Source organism: Streptomyces sp. NPDC007157 (genome assembly GCF_040634235.1).
Classification (GTDB): Bacteria; Actinomycetota; Actinomycetes; order Streptomycetales; family Streptomycetaceae; genus Streptomyces.
Genome location: NZ_JBEYFE010000005.1, coordinates 83,970 through 106,811 on the forward strand (window position 1 = coordinate 83,970; position 22,842 = coordinate 106,811).

A 22,842-nucleotide genomic window follows, 5' to 3' on the forward strand; every position below is an offset into this window, starting at 1 on the left:
GAAACGTCCTCCGGTGCCTCACCGGGGGCAGTTCCCTTGCCCGCAAGGGCAGTCCGGGCCGCCCCGCAGCCCTTCGGCCGGCAAGTCTGCCCGGGATCCTGCCCCCGCGGACCTCCCGGCGTCCGGCATCCACCGGGTACGGAGGAGGGTGGCCCCTGCAGAGACCCCTGCAGAGGCCCTTGTCGAGGCCCTCGTCGACCGAACGGGAACCGGCTATGCGCACTCAAGCAGAGAACCGCTCCACCGCGGACCGTGACGGCGACCGCCCGGCGACCCGGAAGGCCGCCGCCTCTCCCCCCTTGGCCGCCCTCCAGCGGTCCGCGGGCAACGCCGCGGTGACCCGGGCGATCCAGCGGGCCCGGCAGGAGGGCACAGAGGCGGAGGAGCAGCAGGCCGACGAGGCCGTGCCGGTGCGGCCGCGGACGTCGGTCGCCGACGCCGTCGGCACGCCCGGCGCGCCGCTGGAGCCCCGCATCCTGCGGCGGGCGGAGAACGCGTACGGCATGGGCTTCGGCCATGTGCGCGTGCACAGCGACCCGGTCGCCCAGCGCTCGGCCGAGGAACTCGGGGCGCGGGCCTACACCACCGGCCCGCACATCGTGCTCGGCGGGAACCGCGTCACCGACGAGGTGATGTACGAAGAGGTCGACCACGTCCGCCAGCAGGCCCTGGGCCCCGTGCCCGGCACCGCCAACGGCAGGGGCGAGACGGTTTCGCACCCGAACGACCCGTTCGAGCGGAGCGCCGGTTCCAACGGCCGCAAGCTGGCCCGGGGCGCCGCGCCCGACCTCGCCCTGCCCGGGTCCTCCGCACCGCCCGCCGACGCGGTGCAGCGCAGCCCGGACGAGGACGACGCGGTGCAGCGCGGCCCGGACGAGGACGTCCCCGTGCAGCGGGCGTCCGGGGACGGACCCACGACGGAAGCCACGGCCGAACCGGAGATCGCACCCGCGACCGAGCCCTCACCCCCGGCCTCGCCGGCGGTCACCCCCGCCGCCCCCGTGTCCGCGCTCCCGGCCACCGCCCGCCTCGCGCGGCTCATCGTCGGCGGCACCGCCGAGATCCGGAACAAGCAGGTGCGGTCCGTCCTCGACAAGCGGGAGCGCAACGGCCCGAAGTTCACGGCCGAGGAACTCCAGATGATCAGGAACGCCGAGGCCGAGGATCCCGGCTGGCTGCGGACGGTCGGCCTGTGCACCCACCTCGAGGCGCAGGACTACATCAAGAAGGACGACTTCCACAGCTGGCTGGCGCAGCCCAAGGGCAAGCGCCTGCTCATCGCCACCCTGCGGTGGCAGCAGCACGCCGAGGGCACGGAGGAGGGCAAGGGGAAGGGACCGGCCGGTACCGGTCCCCGGCCGGACTACCAGCTCGGCCGCCACCACGCCATGCGCGACAAGTCGAACCCCGAGGAGGAGCGGGAACAGCTCACCGGGGAGCGGAACGAGCAGATCTTCCGGACCTTCGTCGCGACCCTGCTCCCTCCCGGTGTCTCCGACGACGTACCGAACGCCGCCGAGCACCGCAAGCGCGTGGAGCGCGGCACCGAGATCCTGACCAAGATCTTCCTGATCCTGAAGGAGGGGCTGCAGGTCTTCAATCCGAAGACCGGTCTCCACGAGGACTTCAAGGACGACGTCGCGCACGCCCTGGCCTACGGCGGTCGCGTCAACATCCGCATCCCGCAGCTGGCCGACGGGCAGCACGGATACGAACTGCCCCGGTGGCTCCACATCACCAAGGAGAACCCCAAGTTCTACGAGCCCAACGCGAAGCCCGAGGCCCCGGTGTACAAGCGCACGTACGCCACCCACCACATGGACATCGGCGACAACAAGCCCGGACAGCCGGGCCGCTTCGTGGAGAAGGGCGGGCTGGCGGCCACCGCCCAGAACCTCGTCGACCCCCACAGCCACCTCTACGGCATGGGGGTGGGCATCGGAGGCACGGGAAACAAGGGCTACCACGGCGGGACCATCCTCCCGGACGAGTCGCACGGGCACCTGTTCATGGGGTACAAGCCGCCGACCGGCAAGCGCGACGGGGCCCTTCAGGTCGGCATCGAGACCGCCGGGCCGGGCGGCCGGACCCCCGAGGGCTACGAACACAACTGGAAGAGCAGCGAGAAGACCGCCAACCCCTTCAGCAACTTCGGCGGCCACAAGGACGACAAGATCGGCGGCGACGCGCCCCTCAGTGCCAGCCAGCGCCATGTCGACCTGGGGCAGTTCGGCGACTGGCTGAAGAAGCTGAAGGATCTGGAAGCGGCCTGGACGACCGAACTCGCCAAGGCGACGACCAATGAGGAGAGGGCTGCCCTGTACCGGGACCTGATCGGCAAGCGCTCCGATTCGTAGGGCACCCGCAGCGCACCCGGCCCCGTCCGCACCCGCACACACGGCACCGTCCGCACACGGCACCGCCCGCACCCGCACATACGGCACCGTCCGCACCGCACACCGCACCGTCCGCAGGGGCAACGAGTCCGGCCCCTGCGGCACCGCGGTCTGCCCCGCTGTCCGCTGCGTCGGCTTCGCGCCCCGCATAGCGTCGACGCGTGAGCCTGTGGACTTCCCTGGAACCCGCCTCCGCGACCGTGGACCCCGGGTCCTCCACCCGCGTCCGTCTGCGATTGCGGAACACGGGTGACGTCGTCGACGAGTACCGGTTCGAACCGGTCGGCCCGATCGCCCCCTGGACGACCGTCGAGCCTCCCACGCTCCGGCTCTATCCAGGGACCACCGGCACGGTCGAGCTGACCTTCGCCCCGCCCCGCACCTCCGACGCGACCGCCGGACCCAACCCGTACGCGGTCCGCATCACCCCCACCGAGCACCCCGAGGCCGTCACCGTCCCCGAGGGCAACCTCACCATCACCCCCTTCACCGAACTGCGCGCGGAACTCGTCCCGCCTACCGTCAAGGGCCGCTTCCGGGGCCGCCCCAAACTGGCCATCGACAACCTCGGCAACACCAAACTCACCGCCTCCATAGGCGGCAACGACAACGGCGACCAGCTCACCTACGACATCCACCCCAGCAACGTCCAGATCGAACCCGGCCGCGCCGCCTTCATCAAGACCACCCTCAAACCCCGGCGCATCATCTGGTTCGGACCGAAGGAACAGCGGCCGTACCGGCTCACCGTCCAGCGCTCGGGGCTCACGCCGGAATCCGTCGACGGGACGTACATCCAGCGTGGCTTCCTGCCCCGCTGGCTGGCCACCCTCTTCGGCACCCTGCTGGCCCTCGCCATCACCTTCGCCCTGATCTGGTTCAACTACAAGCCGCAGGTCAAGAGCCTCGCCGAGGAGCAGATCCAGGAGGCCGGGGTGAGTTCGCTCGCGCCCAGCCCCTCGGCCACCCCGACCCCGCCGCCGGCGCCCAGTGTCACGCCCCCCACCGCGCCCGCCACCCCGGACACCGGGGACGGCGGCAACGGAGGCGGCGGCGGTGGCGGAGGCGGAGGTGGTGCGACGGCCACCGTGACCGCCAAGCCCAAGCAGGACACCGCGGCGACCGCCGTGAACCGCCTCGCCGCCGCCGACCCGTCCGGCCGGCACATCTGCTACCGCGCCTACGTCCAGGGCACCGGCTGGCAGAAGCCCGTCTGCGACGGCACCATGGCCGGCACGGTCGGCAAGAACGTGCCGATCAAGGCCATCAACCTCGCGGTGTACGGCGTCCAGGGCTCCGCCGCCAACTCCTTCGTCTACAACCCCCAGTCCACGGACGGCCGGGGCAAGTGGAACCCGAACTGGACGCCGATCATCGCCGACGGCAAGGACAACTACATCGGCAGCACGAAGGCGGCCGACCCCTACATCGAGGGCTTCGCCTTCAACGTCGGCAGCGGACAGGGCTGCAACTACGCCAAGGTCCGCGACCACGGCTGGGGCGACCAGTGGTGCCAGGGTTCCCGCAACGACAACAACGCACTCGATTTCGTCGGCACCCTCGACAACACGCTCTGGCTGGAAGCCTTCAAGCTGACGGTGCCCGCATGACTCTCTGGACCTCCCTCGAACCCGCCTCCGTGACCGTCGACCCGGGTGCCTCGACCCGCGTACGACTGCGGCTGCGGAACACGGGTGACGTCGTCGACGAGTACCGGTTCGAACCGGTGGGCCCGATCGCCCCCTGGACGACCGTCGAACCGCAGACGCTCCGCCTCTACCCAGGGACCACGGGCACGGTCGAGCTGACCTTCGCCCCGCCCCGCACCTCCGACGCGACCGCCGGGCCCAACCCGTACGCGGTCCGCATCACCCCCACCGAGCACCCCGAGGCCGTCACCGTCCCCGAGGGCAACCTCACCATCACCCCCTTCACCGAGGTACGGGCCGAGTTGGTCCCGCCCACCGTCAAGGGCCGCTTCCGGGGCCGCCCCAAACTGGCCATCGACAACCTCGGCAACACCAAACTCACCGCCTCCATCAGCGGCAACGACAACGGCGACCAGCTCGCCTACGACCTCCACCCCAGCAACGTCCAGATCGAACCCGGCCGCGCCGCCTTCGTCGACGCCAAACTCAAACCCCGGAAGATCATCTGGTTCGGGCCGAAGGAACAACGGCCGTACCGGCTCACCGTCCAACGGTCGGGCGTCGATCCACAGCCTGTGGACGGCACCTACATCCAGCGCGGCTTCCTGCCCCGCTGGATCGCCACCCTCTTCGGCACCCTGCTGGCCCTCGCCATCACCTTCGCGCTCATCTGGATCAGCTACAGACCCCACGTCGGAAGCCTCGCCCAGGAACAGCCCCAGGAAGCCGGGGTGAGCTCCCTCGCGCCCAGCCCCACGGCCAGCGCACCCCTCGCCGCCGCTCCGGCGCCCTCCCCGTCCCAGGTGGAGCAGCAGCCGGACAACGACGACAAGGGCTCGTCCGACACCCAGGCGGGCGGGGGCGGCGGCCAGGCCCAGCCGTCCCCGAAGGCGTCGAAGAAGAAGGTCCCGAAGCCGGTCGTACCGGTGTACAACATCCTGCTGCGCAACACGACGACCAAGAAGTGCGCGGACGTCCCCGGCTACGACAAGGGGACCAGCAACGGCCCGGTGCGGGAGTACACCTGCAACGACACCACCGCGGACAACCAGCTGTGGAACCTTGAGGTGCGCTACTCGAAGGACGGCCCGGGCTCGGCCGCGCTCTTCCAGATCCGCAACGTCAAGGACCAGTTGTGCATGGACCTGCCCAACTACGGGTCGGCCAAGCTGTCCTCGCCGATCACCGAGTACAAGTGCGACGGCACCAAGGCCGACAACCAGCTGTGGTGGATCGACAAGCAGCCCAGCGGCGCCTACTGGATCCGCAACTTCGCCAGCAACAACCTCTGCCTGGACGTGGCCGGCTACAGCACCGGCGGCAACGACACCGACCTGACCCTCTACTACTGCTCGGACGACGACGACCAGGAATGGCAGATCGTCCCTCGGTCGGGCGACTAGCCGACGCTCCGCGCCCCGTCGGTCACCAGGTGCCCGGCACCAACCGGCCCGCCTTGCGGTATTCGCGGCGGGCGCCTTCCAGGAGGTTCGCGGCGGTGACCGGCTCCCCGGATCCGGCGGCCAGATAGGCGGCGGTGACCACGGCGCTGCGGATGGCGCCGCCGGCCAGCTCGAAGTCGCGGGCCAGGGGCCCGAGTTCGATGTCCGGTTCGCTCGGTACGTGCACCAGCCCGTGCCGCCACAGTGCCAGCCGCTGTTCCTCGTCCGGGAACGGGAAGTCGATCACCAGGTCCAGGCGACGGGTGAAGGCCTCGTCGATGTTGGCGCGCAGGTTGGTGGTGAGCAGCGCGATGCCGTCGAAGGCCTCCAGGCGCTGGAGCAGATAGGCCGACTCCAGGTTGGCGTACCGGTCGTGGGCGTCCTTGACCTCGGAGCGCTTGCCGAAGACCGCGTCGGCCTCGTCGAAGAGCAGCACGGCGTCGGTGCGGTCGGCCTCGGTGAAGATGCGCTCCAGGTTCTTCTCCGTCTCGCCCACGTACTTGTCGACGACCGAGGAGAGCTGGACGACGTAGAGATCCAGGCCGAGTTCCGCGGCCACCACCTCCGCCGACAGGGTCTTGCCGGTGCCCGACTCGCCCGCGAACAGGCCCAGCACCCCACGGCCCCGGCCGCCGCCCGCGCTCAGCCGCCAGTCGCCGAGCACCCGGTCGCGGTGGCGGGCGCGCAGGGCCAGTTCGCGCAGCTCGGTGAGCGGGCGTTCGGGCAGCACCAGGTCCCGCCAGTCGACGGCGGGCCGGATCCGGCGGGCGTGCTGTTCGAGTCCCGACGCCGACTGCTGGCGGGCGGCCAGCCTCAGGTGCCCGGCGGCCAGCGGGGCGCCGTCGAACGCGGCCAGTGCCTGCGCCGCCTGCGCCGCCCGGGCGAGCCGGTCGCCGCCCAGGTGGTACGGGGCGACGGTGGCCGCCAGGTCGAAGCCGGAGGTGTCCGGCAGTACGGCCGCCCAGGCGTCCACGGCCACGGCGCGCCGGGACGGCACCTCCAGGACCAGGGGATCGCGGTGGTCGCACCACTGGGGGTCGTAGGGGTGGGGACTGGTGATCAGCGCGGTGACGTCGACGACACCGTTCAGCCCCTCGGCGAACGCCCGGGGCTTGGCCGCGTCGACCAGCACCGCCCGGCCGCTGAGCCGGGCCTCCCGGAGCACCTCCGGGACATGCTCCTCGGGGCCGGTGTAGTGCAGGACCTCCCGGCCGGCCAGCCGCAGCGCGGCCGTCGCACAGCCGAGGCCCTCGCCCTCCCGGCGCTCCCGCAGGTACCCGAAGAGCGGCCCGGCGGCGATCCGCCCGGCCAGCCGCCGGACGAACTCCTCGTCGACGGCTTCGCTGTCGTACGAGGGTGCGCGCAGGTGGCCGGCCAGGGCCGGGTCCGGGGTGTCGTCGCCGACGAGGTGGGCCAGGACCCGGTCGGGAACGCGCAACGAGCGGCTGAGGAAGGGCCGTTCGGGCTCCTCGACGGTCAGCAGGCCGAGCGCGGTGAGCGGGGCGGTGGGGTGGAAGCGGGCGCGGGCCGCGGCGAGGTGGGCGGGGACGCCGTACAGGTCGAGGGCGAGGGCGATGGTGGCGCGGCGGCGGCCGACGTCGTCGTTGAGGTAGCCGTACAGCGGCTCGAAGGTGCGGTCCAGGTCCGGGGCGAGCGCGATGAGCAGGATCGCGGTGTCGAGGGAGGCGAGACGCAGACGGGCGGCGAGTTCGGCCAGCCGGTCGGTGAAGTCCTCGTCCAGGTCGGGGAGTTCGGCGGGTGACTCCGGGCGCAGGAAGTGCTGTACCGCCTCCTCGGAGAGGTACAGGCCGCGCAGCGGGTCGTTGGCCGTCGGGTCGTCGGCCGAGCGGTGGGCGACGAGGGCGGCGGCCCGGTCGCGCAGCCCCGCCAGCCGGGCGAGAAGCGGGGCGACCGGCGTCAAAGAGACGTCCAGGGTCACGCCCGGGTCCTCCGGGCGGCCTTGGCCTGGGCGATCTGGCCGGGCCGGTGGGCCCGCTCCTCAAGAACGGGTGCGTCCTCCTCCAGGCCCGCGCGTACGCGGACGGCGGCACCCTCGGTGACCGGCGGACCGGCGTCGTACTCGGGATAGGCCGGGAAGGGTGCGGTGATGACGACGTCCAGGGAGGGCTTGAGCTCACCGCCGAGCGCGGACCAGATCTCGGCCAGGGAGCGGGCCTCGGTCTGGATTCCGGCCACCGAGAGCTGCACGGTCAGCCCCAGTTCGCGCAGCGAGGGCGGCAGTTCGTCCGGATGGATCAGCTCTCTCGGGATCAGGGTCGCCAGCACGGCGCTGATCAGCCGGTGTTCGTCCTCGGGCCGCTTGGTCCACGCCGTCACCAGGTACGACAGCCGGAACCAGCGGGGCGGCTGCCGGCGCTTGACGACGACGTCCCGGTCGTCCCGGACGTCGATGTGCCCGCGCTGACGCCGTTTCACATCCTCCCGGATGTCGTACAGATAGCTGTTGATCACCGGGCCGTTGCGGCGGGCCGCCCAGTCGCGGGTCGGGGCGTCGAAGGCGACCTCGATGCCGGAGCCCTCCAGCGCACCACCGGACAGCATGTTCCGCAGCACCTGGTCCACCTCGTGGATCACGCCGTACTCACCACCCCATGGACCTGTCCGCACTCATGTCCATCCTGCCCTCCGGCCCCGCCGCGCCCGCAGGAACGGCCGGGCAGACCGTGTTGCCCGGGAACCGGTGCCTGCTGCCCGTTCGGTCAGATGTAGCCTTCCCGGAGGGCATGGGCCACGGCGTGTGCCCGGTTGCGCAGATGCAGCCGGGTCGTCAGCCCGTGCATGACGTTCTTGACGGTGCGCTCGGAGTAGGACAGCTTGCTGGCGATCTCACCGGTGTCGAGCCCTTCGGCGACCAGCCGCAGGACGTCCACCTCGCGGGCGGACAGCCCGGAGGCCGGGGCGCCCGGGCGGCCTGCGGCGTTACGGTGCAGGGTGCCGACCTGGTTGATCAGCCGGCCGAGCAGGTCGGCCGGCAGGTCGCCGTCGCCGCGGGCGGCCGCCAGCACGGCCTGCACGATGCGGAGTTCGGAGGCCTCGTGCCGCCAGACGATGGCGCCCACCCCGCACTCGATCACATCGAGCAGCTCGGTCTCGCGCAGCGCCCCGACCACGAGCACGGCCCGCGCCCCCTCGCTGCGTACGACGCGGCGCAGCCTGGTCAGTTCCGGTTCGTCGAGGCTGTCGCTGATGAGCAGCGCGACCGTGCCGGGGCCGGTCTCGGACTCCTCACGCAACTCGATCTCCGGGTGCCGGCGCAGCTGGCTGAGCGCGCCCTCACGGGAGATCGGGTCCGGTGCGTACACCGAGACCGGCGTGCGGGTGACCGACGCCGATGAGCTGTTGCTGACCAACCGCTTCCCCTATGTCCACGTGCTCGTCACCCCTGAGGGAACGGTGACGGGCGGGAGTACCCAGCCTGATGGGACCAAAGGGGCAACGGCAATCGTGGACGACCACGAGATGGACCACGAGATGTTCGGGGTGACTGGGGCCGTGGTTCGCCGCGGGGGCCCTGCGGCCGGCCGCGCTGTTCGCCGCGGGTGCCCTGCGGCCGGCCGCGCGGTTCGCCGCGCCCCTTTCGGGTGGGACCAGTGGCCCGACCATCCTGGGGGGCACGGGAATCTGCGCGAACAACCCCCGCCGGCCCGCGGCGGACCACACCCCCAAGCACACCCAATTGTGCCGACCTGGCAACAAATCCGCCGGTCGCCGGACCTCTCCACAACCTCTCCCGGTCCGGCCCCCTCTAACCCCCCGTATGACCCCCGAACCCACCAGCGCACCGCGAGGAGCCAGGAATGATGCAGTCGTCCCCTGAACTCGTCGACTCCATGCACCTGTTGGCCGAGGAAGCGACGCGCACACGGTCCGGGACCGGCCGCCTCGTGCTGCTGCGGGGCGCCACCGGAACCGGCCGTACCACCGTCATGGAGGCCGTGGCCGAGCAGGCGGCCGCCCTCGGCCTGAAAACGCTCCGCGCCCGCTGCTCCCCCGCCGACACCGGCATCTCCTTCGCCACCGTCCTGCAACTCCTCGGCCCGGTACCGGAGTTCGCCGACCTCGCGGTAGACGGCGACGAGCGGGCGACCGCCGCCCGCCTGTGGCGGGTGCTGCGCGCCTACGCCGAGGACTCGCCGCTGCTCGTCGCCGTGGACGACGTGCACCTCGCCGATGCCCCCTCGCACCGCTGGCTCGTGGAGTCCGCCCGCCACATAGACCGCTTACCGATCCTCCTGGTGGTCGGCGAACGCAGCCAGTACGACCTCGACCCGCCCACCCCCGGCTTCGCCCACACCCTCCCCCCGGCGCTCGTCCGGACCCACACCCTCGCCCCCCTCACCCCGCAGGCCGCGGCCGGCCGGGTGCGGGACGCCTTCCCGGGCGCGGACCGGGCCTGGGTGGAGGACTGTGTGCGGGCCGCCGCGGGCAGCCCGCTGCTCCTGCGCGCCCTGCTGGACGACCTCCGCGAGGCCCGGCACACGGCGGTGCCCACCACCACCGCCGCGCTGTACCCGGGCGCCTACCCGGCCGCCGTCCACTGGTGGCTGGACAGTGCAGGAGCGGCCACCACCGAGGTCGCCCGCGCCCTCGCCGTACTGGAGGAGAACACCGGCGCCGCACTGCCGGAGATCGACCTCACGCCGCTGCTCGCCGAGCTGGCCGGCGCCGACCCCACGCGGGTGGCCGGCTGGCTCACCGCCATGACCAACCTCGGGCTGCTCACCCCCGGCCCCGACGGCCGCCCGCACTATCCGCACCCCCTGCTGCGCGACGCGGTCCTCGCCGGTGTGCCCGCGGCCCGCCGCGGGGCCGTGCACCGGGCGATCGCCGAGGCGATGCTCCGCCAGGACGCCCCCGCCGAGGCCGTGGCCCGCCAACTGCTCGCGACCGGCCCGGTGACCGCCCCCTGGGCGGTGCCCCTGCTCCAGGACGCGACCGCGCTCGCCCTCTTCGACGGCCGGGCCGCGGACGCGGTCGGCTATCTGCGCCGGGCCCTGGAGGAACCCCTCTCCGACGACCGCAGGCAGCGGCTGCTGACCGAACTGGGCTCGCTGGAGTACGCGGCGCCCCGCTCCTCCGCGGCGATCCCGCGGCTCGCCGAGGCGGTCCGGCTGCCCGCCGCCCCGCAGGACCGGGTACGCGCGGCCGTCGCCCTCGGCACCGCGCTGACCGGCCGGGGCCGCACCCGCAAGGCCGTCGAACTGCTGCGGTCCGTGGACGGCGAGCTGAACGACCACCCCGACCTGGTGCGCACCCTGCACACCGCCACCGTCCTCCTCTCCGACCAGGACCAGGAGATACGGCAGGAGGTCTACCGCCGGCTGTCCGAGACCGCCGAGCGCTCCCCGGAGCTGGTCGGCTCCGCCGGGCAGGCCCTGCTGGTGCGGCACGCGGCCTCCGCGGGCCTCACCTCGGCCCGGGACGCGATGCGGCGGCTGCGCACCCTGCTCGCCGAGCCCGCCGACCCGCTCACCGAGCCGTTCCTGGTCGGTACGGCGGCCACGGTCGCCCAGTGGGCCGACGAACTCGACGAGGCCGACCGACTGGTGGCCAGGGGACTGGCCGGGCAGCGCCCCGACCTGCTGCACCCCATGCACCAGGCCCTGCTCAACAGCCGCTCGGACATCTCGGCGGCCCGCGCCGACTACACCCGCCCGACAGCCGTGCCCGAGTCGGTCACGCCCGGCAACGCCCACGCGCACACCCTGATCGCGCTGGTGGAGACCGGCCGTACCGCGCAGGCCGAAAGCCTGGTCGCCGGGCTGGACCTGCGGGAGGCACCGGACTCCTGGGAGCTGAACCGGTTCCTCTACGCGCGGGGAGTGGTGCGGGCCGCCGCCGGTGATCCGGCGGCGGCGCTGCACGACTTCCTGGAGTGCGGCCGCCGCCAGGCCGCCCGTGAGGTGACCAGCCCGGTGGTCACCCCCTGGCGGACGGCCGCCGCCGAGTGCCGGCTGGCTCTCGGCCGCCCCCTCGAAGCCATCGCTCTGGCCGAGGAGGAGCTGCGGCTGGCCCGGGTCTGGGGCACCCCGCGCACGGTGGGCCGGGCCCTGCGCGTTCTCGGTACGGCGACCGGCGGCCGCCGGGGTCTGGAACTCGCCGAGGAGGCCGTGGCGCTGCTGCGCGGCGGCGGGCCCGCCGGTACCGAGCCGGCCCTGGCCCTGCTCGCCCTGGGCCGCCAGCTGACCGCCGCCGGCGAGGCCGTCCGGGCCCGCGACTGCCTGCGGGAGGCCGTGGCGTACGCCGAACGGCTCGGCGCCGTAAGGCTGGTGGAGCTGGCCGAGGGGATGCTGCGGAAAGGCGGCGCCCGCTCCCCCAGACGCCGTACGGGCGCCGCCTCCCTGACCGGCAGCGAGCGCCGGATCGCCGAACTCGCCGCCGAGGGCCGCACCAACGTGGAGATCGCGGCCCTGCTCCATCTGGCCCGCCGTACCGTGGAGACCCATCTCACCCACACGTACAAGAAGCTGGGCATCCGCCGGCGGGCCGATCTGCGCCCCGCCCTGGATCAGGGTGTCCCGCGCCAGTAGGGGTCCAGGGCGTCCAGGGCGCGGTCCTGGTCGGCGGTGAGCCAGTCCCGGACGTGCGGGGCGCGGGCGGTGTCCAGCATCCACCGCGCGACCGTGCCGTACGCCGGATGGCCGGGGGTCCGGCCGTCGCCCAGCCACTCCAGGCAACTGCTCACCAGGTTGCGGTAGTTGGTGCGGGCCGCGTTGTCGTGCTCCAGGTCGGTGCCATAGCCGGGGCCCTGCTGCCGGGCCAGCTCCGCCCATGGTTCGAGCACCCGCAGCGCGATCTCCGGGCCGCCGCTGCGCAGCGCGCCCAGCACCATCGCGAACCGGTAGGACCCCTCGGTGAAGTGCGGCTCCTCCCGCATGGCCCCGCGCAGCTGCCGGTCGGTGTGGGCGAGGACGCCCCGCGCGGCGTCTGTGTCGCCGTCCATCAGATGGTCCTCGAAGCTCCAGGTCAGCAGGTGGAAGCGGACGAGCAGCCCGAGATACTCGTTGCCGTCCCGCTCCGCCTCCGCGAGCAGCGCGTCCAGTTCGGCGCGCCGCGCCCCGTGCTCCCACGGCCAGGCGAGCCTCGGGTACGTCTCCTCGCCACAGGTCTCGCACCAGCGCGGGATGTCGGTGCGCGGCGCGGGGAAGTACCCGCCCTCCCCGCAGTCCGGGTCCAGACACTGCCAGCCCTCGGCGAGTGCGCCCGGCGGTGGCTGATAGCCGTCCTTGGTCGGTGGCAGCTGCTCTCCGGCGAAGAGTCTGCGCAGCAGTCCCATGGCAGATGCCCTCCTCACATCGCGCGGACGGCGGCCCGGTCGCGGGCGGCGCGTTCGGCCGGACTCAGCCGGGTGATCCGCCCGGAGCGGCTGTTCTCCCGGATCCCCCAGGGCGACGACGGCCGGCCTCCGACCAGCCACACCACCAGGGTCACCTCCCACAGGAACGCCTTGCCGACGCTGACGATCAGCCACTCCGGGCTGATCAGCATCAGCATGGGCGGCATGCCGTGCCAGAACGAGCCGCCGGCCCGCCCGTTGAACGTCCACAACGCGATGACCACTCCGATCACATGCGCCAACCCCACCGCGGTTCCCATGCGTTCCCCCTCGATCGGCCTCGTCTTCCCGGCTCCCCTCTTGGTACCGCCGTACGGCCCCGCGCCCGGGGCGCGTTGCACACCCGCCCGGCGCGTGCAACGGGCCGCCACCGCCCCCGGCGCTTCGGGTAAGCGGTCCGGAAAAGGTTTGCCGCACTCACCACGAAGTCGGACGACCACTGCCAAACTGTCCATCATGAGCACGCACTTAACGGCCGACGGTGCTCCGGACCGCCGGTCCCGGGTGGCCTGGCTGCTGCGCGTCAACCGCCTGCTCGGCGCGGACCCCGCCTTCCGTTCCCTCCCGGTCTTCGCCGCGGCCTTCCGGGGCGGCTGCTACGACCGCGAGGTCAGTGTCAGCACGCCCTCCCGCTGGGAGACCGGCCGGACGGCCGTGCCCTGGACGGCGGTCCGCCGCTACGAGGAGCTGCTCGGCCTGCCCCGCAACCTGCTCACCGCCACCGCCCGCACGGTCTGGCGCTATCTGGCCCCGGCCCCGGTCCTGGACACCGCGCCGGTCACGACCGCCGACGACACCCTGGAGGACCTCCTCGAACAGGCCCTGTCCGGCGCGGTGATGACCGGCGACGACTGGGACCGGCTCGCCGACGGGCTGTGTGCCCGCCCGGACGTGGTGCTGATGCCGTCCGGTACCTGGTACGGGCTCGCCGAACGCCTCGTCGGGGAGATGGTGATCGCCGACGACCTGCCCTGGATGCTCCGCTTCGAGACCCTCAACCGGCTGCTCAACCATCCGCGCGGCGGCCGTACCGTCGTCCTCGCCTGCGCCGAACTGGCCGCCGGACGGGCCCGGTCGACGGCCACGGAGATCGTCTGCGCCCTCGACAACTGCGGCCACCCCGACGCCGCCGACCGGGTGCTGGCCGAACTCGCCGCGCCCAGCGGCCCGCTGGCCCACCGGGGGGCGGTGATGGCCTGCTTCCGCAAGGTCGGCTACCGGCACTTCGACCGCACCCAGCTGCGCACCCTGGTCGGCGCCCTGCGCGAGTCCCCCGGCACCGGTCCGGTCGCCGACCAGGTCGACCCGCTGCGCCGCTACCTGGCCCGCGTCCACCCGGAGCACGCCCGCGAACTCCTGCGCGGCCGCGGCCCGGTGGCGCCCCCGGCGGAGCCGGCCTCCGCGCCGCTCGCCGCGGCCGTCCGCCGGGTCACCGCCCCGGTGTGGACCATCGAACCGGACCTGGTCCCCGACACCACGGTGCCGGCCGCCCTGGTCGCCGAGACCCTCACCTCACCCGTCTTCGACGTCCGCCTGTACTCCGCGTTCCTGCTCGCCGCCACCCCCTACCGCGAGCCGCTCGCCGACGCGGTCGCCGCCGAACTGGCCCGCCCGTCGTCCGCCCGCCACACGGAGCTGGCGGTTCCGCTGCTGGACGCGCTGCGCATCCTGGGCAGCGGCCGGCACCGCGCGGTGGTCAAGGCGCTCGCCGTGCGGCCGGGCGTGCCGCGCCGCACGGCGTATGTGGCGGTGCGCGCGCTCGGCCATGTCGCGGCCGACGACGCGGACTCGGTGTTCCTGCGCGCGGCGGTCGCCCACCACCACACCGCCTGGCGGCTCACCCGGGACCAGGTGAGCGCGGCCACCCTGGAGAGCCTGGTCTACGCCCTGGGCATGGCGGCCCGGGACGACATCCTGGCGGAGATCCGCGCCGACCCGGGCTTCCTGCCGGCCGCGCGGACGGCGGCCGGGGGCTGGCTGGCGATCCCGGCGCACCGGCGGACGAGCGCACTGCGCTGACCCCGTCGGGCGGGTCGAGGGTCGGCGGGCCACCGGGACTCGGACGGGCTCACGGGGACTCGGGAGCCAGCCAGTGGCCCGCCGCCGCGAGCAGCGCCCGTACGCCCGTCTCGATGGTGGGCTCCGGGACGGGGGCGAAGTGCGGGGAGTGGTTGGAAGGGATCTGCGGCGGTATGCCGTCGCGGACCAGGGCCTCCAGGTCGACGTCCACGAAGAGCCGGTGGTCGGCGCCGCCGACGAACCAGAACACCGAGGGCACCCCCAGGGCCGTACCGAAGGCCCCGAAGTCCTCACTGTTGGGGACCGGCGACGTCAGCTCGAAGGTGAGGCCGGGGAATTCACCGGCCAGCGCGGCCTGTACGGACGCGGTGGCGGCGGGGTCGTTGTGGGTGACCGGGAAGGAGTCGATGGGAACGATCTCCGGCGCCCTCGGGGCGGCAGAGGCGGCCGCCTCGGCCCGGACGATCCGCTCGACCGCCGCCAGCACCCGCTCCCGAACGGCCGCCGTGGTGGAGCGTACGTTGATCTTCAGCTCGACGGTGTCCGGGATGATGTTCTCCTTGGTGCCGCCGTGGATCGAACCGACCGTGACGACGGCTTGTTGACCCGCGCCCACCTCCCGGGAGACGACGGTCTGCAGCCGCATCACCACGGCGGCGGCCAGCACCACCGGGTCGACGGTCGCCTCCGGCGTGGACCCGTGTCCGCCCCGCCCGAACAGCGTGACCCGCATGCTGTCCGCACCCGCCATCAGCGCCCCCGCCCGGGTCCCGACCAGCCCGGCCGGCGCGGCCGCCACATGCTGGGCCAGGCAGACGTCCGGCCGTGGGAACCGCTCGGCGAACCCGTCCGCGAGCATCTTCGGTGCCCCGCCCACCTCCTCGGCCGGCTGGAACACCGCCACCACCGTCCCCCGCCAGCCGCCCCGTACGGCGGCCAGCTGCCCGGTGGCCCCCAGCAGCCAGGCGACATGCATGTCATGCCCGCACGCGTGCATCACCCCGTCGTTCTTCGAGGCGTACGGCAGCCCGGTCTCCTCCCGCACCGGCAGCGCGTCCATGTCGGCACGCAGCAGGACGACGGGGCCGTCACCGTTGGCGAGCACCCCGACCACCCCGGTGCCGCCGACCCGCTCGGTGACCTCCCAGCCCTGCTCCCGCAACCGCTCCGCGACCACCGCCGCGGTCCGCTCCTCCTCGAAGGACAGCTCCGGATGCGCGTGCAGATCCTCGTACAGCGCCCGCAGTTCGGGGAGCTTTCCGGTCAGGCCGGTCAGGAGGGGGCTGTTGCTCATGGCGTCGTCTCCAGAGGTGGGTGACGTGGTTGCCCGTCGAGTCTCCACCGTCACCCGCCGCGGGGAACGCCCGAACGCTCCTTTCGCGCCCTGCCGAACACCTCACGCCCTGCTGAACGCCCCGGGTGCCGGCTTGCCGCGGCCGGCTCCCGCCGGGGACGATTCCCGCATGTTCGATGGACTGAAGAACCTGACGGACAAGGCGAAGGACAAGGCCGAGGACCTCGCCGAGGAACACGGTGACGCCATCGAGACCGGCCTGGAGAAGGCCGGCGACCTGGCCGACGGACGCACCGACGGCAAGTACAGCGAGCAGATCGACACCGGCGTCTCGAAGGCCCGGCAACTGGTGCGGCGGCTGGGCGAACAGGGCAGCGAACAGGGCTCGGAGAAACCCGGGCCCTGACCACCGCCCACCACCACTCCGACGACCGGTCCGGCTACGGCTACGGCTCGTCCGTCGTCGGGCGGGTCCGGCCCGGTTCCGGCAACTCGCCCCGCTTGAGCCGGGCGTGCAGGACGTCGCCGATGAACAGGTCGTAGATCAGCACCCCGACCAGCCCGCCGATCAACGGGCCGACGATCGGGATCCACCAATAGCCGGTGAACCAGGCCCCGTTGCCCGGGAACGCGTAACTCTTCCACCCGGCCAGCCAGGTGAGCAGCCGCGGCCCGAAGTCGCGGGCCGGGTTGATGGCGTATCCGGCGTTCGCACCGTAGGACATGCCGATGGCGGCGACGGCGAGGCCGATGACGAACGGGCCGAGGTTGGCACCCACGGCCGTGTTGCGCAGGTCGACGACCGCGACGACGAACATGACGAGGAAGGCCGTACCGACGATCTGGTCGATCAGCGGTCCCCAGGTTCCGCCGTGGAAGTACGGAGCCGGGAAGGTGGCGAAGATCGAGAAGGTGGCCTCGGTGTGCCCGCCCACCTTCGGCGGTTTCGACGCGGCGTCGAACGCGTTGATCGCGTCGTGGTAGACGAGGAAGACCAACGCGGCTCCGGCGAAGGCGCCCACCACCTGTGACACCCAGTAGGGCACCACCTTCGCCCACGGGAACTTACGGCGCACGGCGAACGCGAGCGTCACCGCCGGGTTCAGATGGGCGCCACTGACCCCGCCGGCCACATAGATGCCGAAGGTCACGGCCAGGCCCCAGCCCCAGGCGATCAGGAGCCAGTCACCGGCGGCCAGGAACACCGTCGTGGCGGTCTCCGCACGCCCCGACCCGGGCAGCGCCGCGACGGCCATCGCCACGACACCGGCTCCGAACGAGAGGATGACGAAGGTCCCGAGAAACTCTGCCAGGCACTCACCGAGCAGGCCTCCACGGCTTCTGAGCCGGGAGGGCTTGAGGAGAGGAGGTATTTCCACCGCCATCGCTGGCCCCCTTTAGCCATCGCTGGCTCCCTGAGAGGAGCAATCGGGCCGAACACCATATTGACCCATAAATGATGTTCGCGCAGATCGGCCCGTCGCGCCCGACGGAGCCGCTCCTCCTCGGATCTATCCGTCCAGATCGTCGGCGTAGTGCCGGAATCCGTGCCGGTCGCGGTGGATCGCCCAGAGCCGGTCGGCGAGCACGGCGGGGTCCTTGCGCGCGTGCCCCTCGACGATGGCCCCGGGAATGACCAGTTGCGCCACATGGATCCCCTCCCCGGCGAGCCGGTCGTGCAGCAGATGCCCGTAGGCACTCTCGGCCGCGAAGGCGATGGAGGTCCCGGCCCGGTCCGGATGCGGGATGACGGCCGTACCGCCGTTGACGAGGAGGATGGTCCCCCGGCCCAGCTCCCGCATCCCCGGCAGCACCTGCTGCACGGCGGCGACGGGCCCGTACACCGAGAACTCGACCGGCCCGAGCAGGTCCGCGTAGGTGGTCTCCAGCACCGGCCGCATGAAGTCCCGCTGCGGTACCGGGCTGTACTGCAGGACCTCGACGGTCCCGAGCTCCTCGGCGGCCCGCTCCAGGGCACCGGCGAGGGCGAGCGGATCCCGTACGTCGGCGCAGTACCCGCGGGCCTCGACGCCTAGGTCGGAGAGTCCCCCGGCGAGGGCGTCGAGCCGCTCCCCGTCCCGGGCGAGCAGCGCGACGCGGTACCCCTCCTGTCCGAACCGCCGGGCGACCGCGGCCCCCAGCCCCGGCCCGGCACCCACGATGGCGATACTGGTCACGACGTGACTCCTGACGGCTGAGGCGGCGAGATCGTACCTAGCTCCGTACCGCGCCGCCTCCGACTTCACACGTGCGCCCCGGCCCTCACCTCGACGAACCCCTCGCCCTCGCGCGCCACCTGCACCCGGGTGACGGCCCGCACGACGAACGCGCCCGCGACGGCGGCCCCGACGAACGCGAGGTCGGAGAGCACGAGCGGCCAGACGTTGCCGTAGGAACGGGCGATGAGTTCGTCGGTCGAGTTGCGGTTGATCAGCCCGACCCCGCTCACCAACCCGACCAGCCAGAACCCCCACCACACGTTGACGACCCAGGGCAACCGCCGTTCGGGTGCACTGTCCCGGAACGCGTCGGCGATGATCCGGCGCGGAATCCAGAGGTTCCCGAGCGGAATGACCCAGCCGACCAGCACCCAGATCCCGCTGTACCGGGGGGCCTGCCCGGACAGGAGCCGCGCGTTGTCGCGCACCCGCCCCAGCCACATCAGAAAGACGACGGCGCAGACGAACGTCACCACACCCCCGACGGAACTGACGACGTGGTACCCGTTCTCCAAGGAGGTCAGCGGCCGGTGCCGCCCGCCGCCCTGGTCCGGCACCCCGCCAGCGGGCACCCCGGCCCCGGCCAACCGCAGCTCCCACACCGCCCGCACGACCCAGGCACCGCCGGCGAGCAGCAGCCCGGCGGAGGCGACGCCCCCGATGGTCCGGACGGGGCTCAAGGAGACCATGTCTTCACTCACCGGGTCATCCTGGACCATCCCCGGCACCGGGAACCATGGCTGTTACCGCCCTGGAACAGAGGAGCTGCGGCAACTGCGCAGGTGGGGGGCTCCGTGCTCGGGCCGGGCTCCGCCGTCGTCAAGTTCCGGAGGACGCGGGGAGGGAATCAGGGGCAGGCGAGCGCGTGACGGGAGCCGCCTCACCCGTACGGCCTTCATGCGCTCGTGGGCGCGCATACGCCGGGTGAGGGTGGCAGTGGCCGCGTCCGCCGTGGCGGCGCCGATGTCCGGCACGCCCGTGCTCAGCCTGCCGTTCGATGCCGGGCTCGCGGCCCGATCGTCGGCGAGGAGGAGGCACGGATGGAGGAGGACGGCGGCACACCCGGGGACAGCGGCGCCGAGCGGGCCGAGTTGGAGGAGCTGCGGGGACGGCTGGCAGCTCTGGAGAACGAGCGGGCCCGGCGGCCGTCCCGGCCCCGGCACCACGGCAGGTCGCTCCTCGGCGCCGTGCTCATCGTCCTCGGCTGCCTCCTCGCCCCGCTCTCCGTCGTCGCCGCGTGGGCCGCCGACGTGGTGGACGACACCGACCGCTACGTCGCCACCGTCGCCCCGCTCGCCTCGAACCCCGCCGTGCAGGACGCCGTCGCGAACCGGGCCACCGACGCACTGATGACCCGCCTCGACCTGCCCGCCCTGCTCGCCGACGTGACCCCCGCCGACCGGCCCCGGCTGCAACAGGCGCTCGGCGGCAAGCTGGGCGGCGCGCTCGAAGGGGCCGTGCGCAGCTTCGTCCACGACCAGGCCCGGAAGGTCGCCGCGTCGGACGCCTTCCGGACCGTCTGGACCGACGCCAACCGCCGGATCCACAGCACCCTCGACAAGGCCCTCACCGGCAAGGGCGGCGGCGCGGTCCAGCTGAAGGACGACACCGTCACCCTCGACATCGGCCCCCTCGTGGACCAGGTCAAACAGCGGCTCGTCGACGCGGGCCTGACCCCCGCCGAGCACATCCCCGCCGTACACGCCGACTTCACCCTCGCGAGATCCGACCAGATCGACAAGGTCAAGACCTACGTACGGCTGCTCCAACTCGCCGGGAACTGGCTGCCGGTGCTGGCCGTCCTGCTGGTCGCCGCCGGCGTACTGCTGTCGGTCCGGCGCCGCCGGGCCCTGGTCGCGGGCTGCGTCGGTGTCGCGGTCGCCACCGGGATCCTCGGCGTCGGGCTGAGCGTGTTCCGGGTGATCTATCTGGACCGGCTGCCCGCCGGTGTCTCCCCGGACGCGGCCGCCGCCGTCTACGACGCGCTGGTCCACTTCCTGCGGACCACCGTGCGCATGGTCGTGGCCCTGGCCGTGGTGGTCGCCCTGGGCGCCTGGCTCACCGGGCCGGGCCGGTACGCCGGGCTGGTACGGCGGCTGTGGACCTCCGGGATCGGCGCGGTACGCGGTACCGCCGACCACGCCGGCCTGCGCACCGGCCCGGTCGGCCCGTTCGTACGCCGTCACCGCACCTGGATCAGCTGGCTCCTGGCCGCCGTGGCGCTACTGGTCTATCTGCTGTGGTCGTACCCCACCGGCTGGGTGGTGATCGGCATCGCCCTGTGCCTGCTGTTCGCACTGGCGGTGGTGGAGTTCCTGGCAGCGGGGAAGCCTGGGACCGGGCGGCTCACCCGACCGGCGTGAACGGACCGGCCGGCGCTCCGCCTGGACGCCGGCGGGCGTCGGCCGGTGGCGAGCGTCCACCGCGCCGCGCGGGCTCCGGGCCGCCCGCTCCGCTTCTCGTGCCCCACGGCTCGCCTACCGGATCGCCGGGTCCCGACTCTCGCGGACCGTCCAGCCGATCTCGCCCGGCAGTTCTCCGACGCGGCGTCTGACGCCCAGGCCGGAGGCGATCACGGCCACCGCCGTGCCGAGGCAGAGCAATGAGCCGGGGAAGCCCGCCACCGCGCCCAGCAGAGCCGGTGCGGCCAGTGCGAACGCGACGAGCAGCCAGACGAGTTGGCGTCCGTGCAGATCCCGGCGGAACTTCGCGCGGCCGGCCGGGGCGAGGCTCGGGCGGTCGGGAGAGGTGGGGTGCACGTTGACGGGAGCGCCGTTGGCGGGGTCGGCGAGGTACTGGCGGGCGGCATCGCGGGAGAGCTCGCCCCACACCACGTGCCCGGTGTCGGCGACGAGGGCCACGGGGAGTCCCTTCTCGATCAGCTTCCAGCGCGTCGGCAGGCACATCCAGGCCTGATGGCCGCCGAGTTGAAGTCCGGCCTGGAGCAGGTCCGTGGTGGTGCGCGTCAGGCCGGTGCCGCCGCCCGCCGGATACATCGGACAGACCTGGAGTGGGACACCACCCTCGACCGGTGACACTTCGAGCCAGTGCGTGTGCTCGGCCTTGATCGTGCCGGGCTTGTCGCCGCGCGTCTCGTACCGCTTCCAGACGGGTGCCTCGATCCGTACCCGCACGGCGTGCACCTGCCCTGCGGCGGCGTCCGCGCACAGGACGCGCTGGCGGGGGCCCAGCCGGTGCCCCAGCAGGTCGGTCACGACGTAGACGAGCAGCCAGAAGCCGAGGCCGGTCCCTACGACGACGGCGAGGACCGTCAGCACTCCCTCGTACAGAGTGACTCCGAACCGGAGTACGGCGAGCGGCGTGACGATCGTCAGCACGACGCCCGCCGCCAGGCCCCAGTCGTGGGGCGGTCGGCGTAGCGAGCGCGGGATCGAGGCCTGCGCCGGCACAGGCGGCTCGACCCGCACCGTGGGCGCCGTCCGGCACGCGAGTATCCATCCGCCGGCGGCCAAGGCAGCGACCCCGAGGGTCTCGATGACGTCCCACCTGGGAGTGGGCGCGTCGTGCCGTACGAGGGCGAGACCGACCGCGACGGCGACCGCGACGAGCGCGGCACCGCCGCACAGGCGGGTAAGGACTGTGGCGCGTCGCATGGCGCACCTTTCTCCGGGGCTCCGGTGACGGGTTGGTCAGGGGAGTGGGGGGAGCGGTGCGCTTTTCCGTCCGGTTCAGATGGGGGCAGGGCATTCTCGGCCTGGCATCGCGGATAAGTAAAGGATTGGCCGTGGTGTCATTCCTCCGGCGGCTGGGCCTCCATCAGGCGTTCCGCGATGTCGTCCGCCCAGGCCTGGGCCCACAGGCGGAGTTCGGTGACACCCTGGTCGTCCAGGCCGTGCGCGGTGAAGTCCCTGTCGTCCATCCAGTCGGTGCCGGTGAGACGGGACTGCAGGTCGGTGAGGTCGAAGGTGTCGCGGGCGTGGCGGCGGCCGAGGTCTTCCAGGTCGGGGAGGCTCCAGCGGTCCGCCGCCGCGTGCACGACGAGGAGGTCGCGGGGCAGGCCTCGGTCGGTCAGCGCCCAGACCCGCATGCCGACCGTGTCCTCGAGGGAGAGGGTCAGGCCGAGTTCCGTCCGGACCGGCGGATGCCACAGGGCCTCCTTGAGGAGGTCCACCTCGCCGGACTCCTCCGACACGGCGTCGGTGACGACGAGTTGGGCGGAGAGCGGGTCCGTCTCGCGCCTGTTCACGCGCCAGCCGTGGTCGCGCAGGACCGCGGCGACCGTCTCGGCGATCGTCCGCATCGGCGCCGGGTGCTGGGTGGCGACCTCCAACGTGCGGCCGGGGCGGTCGGACAGGCCGTGGGCCCGGGCCGCGTAGTCGCCGGTCAGGGCGAGGGGGTACGCGGCGCCGGCCGACAACAGGTCGGGCAGCAGCCGGCGGTGGAGTTCGGGGAGGTCGATGTTCACGTGGCGGCCGGTGCGTGGTGCGGGAGTCGGGCGGCCGAGG

At 72.9% G+C, this 22,842-nt stretch carries 18 protein-coding genes; 7 read left to right on the top strand and 11 right to left on the bottom strand.

The annotated features are described in order from the left end of the window. Window positions 1-215 precede the first annotated feature (215 nt). The 3 genes from ABZ642_RS10635 (at window position 216) to ABZ642_RS10645 (ending at window position 5,448) form a co-directional block, all read left to right on the top strand. Window positions 216-2,357 carry a DUF4157 domain-containing protein gene (locus tag ABZ642_RS10635; protein ID WP_360480428.1) on the top strand — a complete coding sequence of 714 codons (2,142 nt, stop codon included), beginning with the start codon at window positions 216-218 and terminating at the stop codon, window positions 2,355-2,357. Between the two features lie 200 nt (window positions 2,358-2,557). Further along, the gene (locus ABZ642_RS10640; RefSeq protein ID WP_360480431.1) at window positions 2,558-4,006 is read left to right on the top strand and encodes a hydrolase; all 1,449 of its coding nucleotides are present in this window, start codon (window positions 2,558-2,560) and stop codon (window positions 4,004-4,006) included. Further along, window positions 4,003-5,448, top strand: coding sequence for an RICIN domain-containing protein (locus tag ABZ642_RS10645; protein WP_360480434.1), 1,446 nt, complete (start codon window positions 4,003-4,005; stop codon window positions 5,446-5,448). The genes ABZ642_RS10640 and ABZ642_RS10645 overlap by 4 nt, the downstream gene beginning before the upstream one ends. Window positions 5,449-5,470: 22 nt before the next feature. Here ABZ642_RS10645 and ABZ642_RS10650 read toward each other — a convergent pair whose 3' ends face one another. The 3 genes from ABZ642_RS10650 to ABZ642_RS10660 all read right to left on the bottom strand — a co-directional run bounded on the left by ABZ642_RS10650 (window position 5,471) and on the right by ABZ642_RS10660 (window position 8,858). Next, window positions 5,471-7,426 (bottom strand): ATP-binding protein, encoded by a 1,956-nt coding sequence (locus tag ABZ642_RS10650; protein WP_360480437.1) that lies wholly within the window; start codon window positions 7,424-7,426, stop codon window positions 5,471-5,473. After that, a complete protein-coding gene (locus tag ABZ642_RS10655) occupies window positions 7,423-8,082 on the bottom strand; it encodes a DUF4255 domain-containing protein (protein ID WP_360480440.1) in 660 nt (219 codons plus the stop codon). The genes ABZ642_RS10650 and ABZ642_RS10655 overlap by 4 nt, the downstream gene beginning before the upstream one ends. A gap of 125 nt (window positions 8,083-8,207) precedes the next feature. Further along, window positions 8,208-8,858, bottom strand: coding sequence for a response regulator transcription factor (locus tag ABZ642_RS10660; protein WP_360480443.1), 651 nt, complete (start codon window positions 8,856-8,858; stop codon window positions 8,208-8,210). Between the two features lie 447 nt (window positions 8,859-9,305). Between ABZ642_RS10660 and ABZ642_RS10665 the strand changes: the two genes are divergently transcribed. Continuing rightward, complete coding sequence (locus ABZ642_RS10665; protein WP_360480446.1) at window positions 9,306-12,038, top strand: LuxR C-terminal-related transcriptional regulator; 2,733 nt, start codon at window positions 9,306-9,308, stop codon at window positions 12,036-12,038. Here ABZ642_RS10665 and ABZ642_RS10670 read toward each other — a convergent pair. Further along, window positions 12,017-12,784, bottom strand: a complete 768-nt coding sequence (locus tag ABZ642_RS10670) for a hypothetical protein (protein WP_360480448.1) — start codon at window positions 12,782-12,784, stop codon at window positions 12,017-12,019. The genes ABZ642_RS10665 and ABZ642_RS10670 overlap by 22 nt on opposite strands. A gap of 14 nt (window positions 12,785-12,798) precedes the next feature. Continuing rightward, window positions 12,799-13,104 carry a hypothetical protein gene (locus tag ABZ642_RS10675; protein ID WP_360480450.1) on the bottom strand — a complete coding sequence of 102 codons (306 nt, stop codon included), beginning with the start codon at window positions 13,102-13,104 and terminating at the stop codon, window positions 12,799-12,801. Between the two features lie 196 nt (window positions 13,105-13,300). On the opposite strand from ABZ642_RS10675, the gene ABZ642_RS10680 reads away from it, so the two are divergent. Continuing rightward, window positions 13,301-14,863, top strand: coding sequence for an XRE family transcriptional regulator (locus ABZ642_RS10680; RefSeq protein ID WP_360480453.1), 1,563 nt, complete (start codon window positions 13,301-13,303; stop codon window positions 14,861-14,863). A 49-nt stretch (window positions 14,864-14,912) separates the two neighbouring features. Here the strand turns inward: ABZ642_RS10680 and ABZ642_RS10685 are convergent, their stop codons facing one another. Next, window positions 14,913-16,157, bottom strand: a complete 1,245-nt coding sequence (locus ABZ642_RS10685; RefSeq protein WP_360480456.1) for an amidohydrolase — start codon at window positions 16,155-16,157, stop codon at window positions 14,913-14,915. Window positions 16,158-16,326: 169 nt separating this feature from the next. On the opposite strand from ABZ642_RS10685, the gene ABZ642_RS10690 reads away from it, so the two are divergent. Beyond that, window positions 16,327-16,563 carry an antitoxin gene (locus tag ABZ642_RS10690; RefSeq protein WP_360480459.1) on the top strand — a complete coding sequence of 79 codons (237 nt, stop codon included), beginning with the start codon at window positions 16,327-16,329 and terminating at the stop codon, window positions 16,561-16,563. A gap of 40 nt (window positions 16,564-16,603) precedes the next feature. Here the strand turns inward: ABZ642_RS10690 and ABZ642_RS10695 are convergent, their stop codons facing one another. From ABZ642_RS10695 to ABZ642_RS10705, 3 genes are all read right to left on the bottom strand, one after another. Beyond that, window positions 16,604-17,542, bottom strand: a complete 939-nt coding sequence (locus tag ABZ642_RS10695) for an MIP/aquaporin family protein (protein ID WP_360480462.1) — start codon at window positions 17,540-17,542, stop codon at window positions 16,604-16,606. Between the two features lie 126 nt (window positions 17,543-17,668). Next, on the bottom strand, window positions 17,669-18,334 hold the full coding sequence (locus tag ABZ642_RS10700) for an SDR family NAD(P)-dependent oxidoreductase (protein ID WP_360480465.1): 666 nt from the start codon (window positions 18,332-18,334) through the stop codon (window positions 17,669-17,671). A 65-nt stretch (window positions 18,335-18,399) separates the two neighbouring features. After that, window positions 18,400-19,077: a DUF4328 domain-containing protein gene (locus tag ABZ642_RS10705; protein WP_360480468.1), complete on the bottom strand. Its 678-nt coding sequence runs from the start codon at window positions 19,075-19,077 to the stop codon at window positions 18,400-18,402. A gap of 339 nt (window positions 19,078-19,416) precedes the next feature. Between ABZ642_RS10705 and ABZ642_RS10710 the strand changes: the two genes are divergently transcribed. Continuing rightward, the gene (locus tag ABZ642_RS10710; RefSeq protein WP_360480471.1) at window positions 19,417-20,739 is read left to right on the top strand and encodes a hypothetical protein; all 1,323 of its coding nucleotides are present in this window, start codon (window positions 19,417-19,419) and stop codon (window positions 20,737-20,739) included. A gap of 114 nt (window positions 20,740-20,853) precedes the next feature. Here ABZ642_RS10710 and ABZ642_RS10715 read toward each other — a convergent pair whose 3' ends face one another. Together ABZ642_RS10715 and ABZ642_RS10720 are read right to left on the bottom strand one after the other, a co-directional pair. After that, the gene (locus tag ABZ642_RS10715; RefSeq protein WP_360480474.1) at window positions 20,854-21,990 is read right to left on the bottom strand and encodes a hypothetical protein; all 1,137 of its coding nucleotides are present in this window, start codon (window positions 21,988-21,990) and stop codon (window positions 20,854-20,856) included. 137 nt (window positions 21,991-22,127) lie between these two features. Next, on the bottom strand, window positions 22,128-22,796 hold the full coding sequence (locus ABZ642_RS10720) for a hypothetical protein (RefSeq protein ID WP_360481290.1): 669 nt from the start codon (window positions 22,794-22,796) through the stop codon (window positions 22,128-22,130). Window positions 22,797-22,842: the final 46 nt, after the last annotated feature.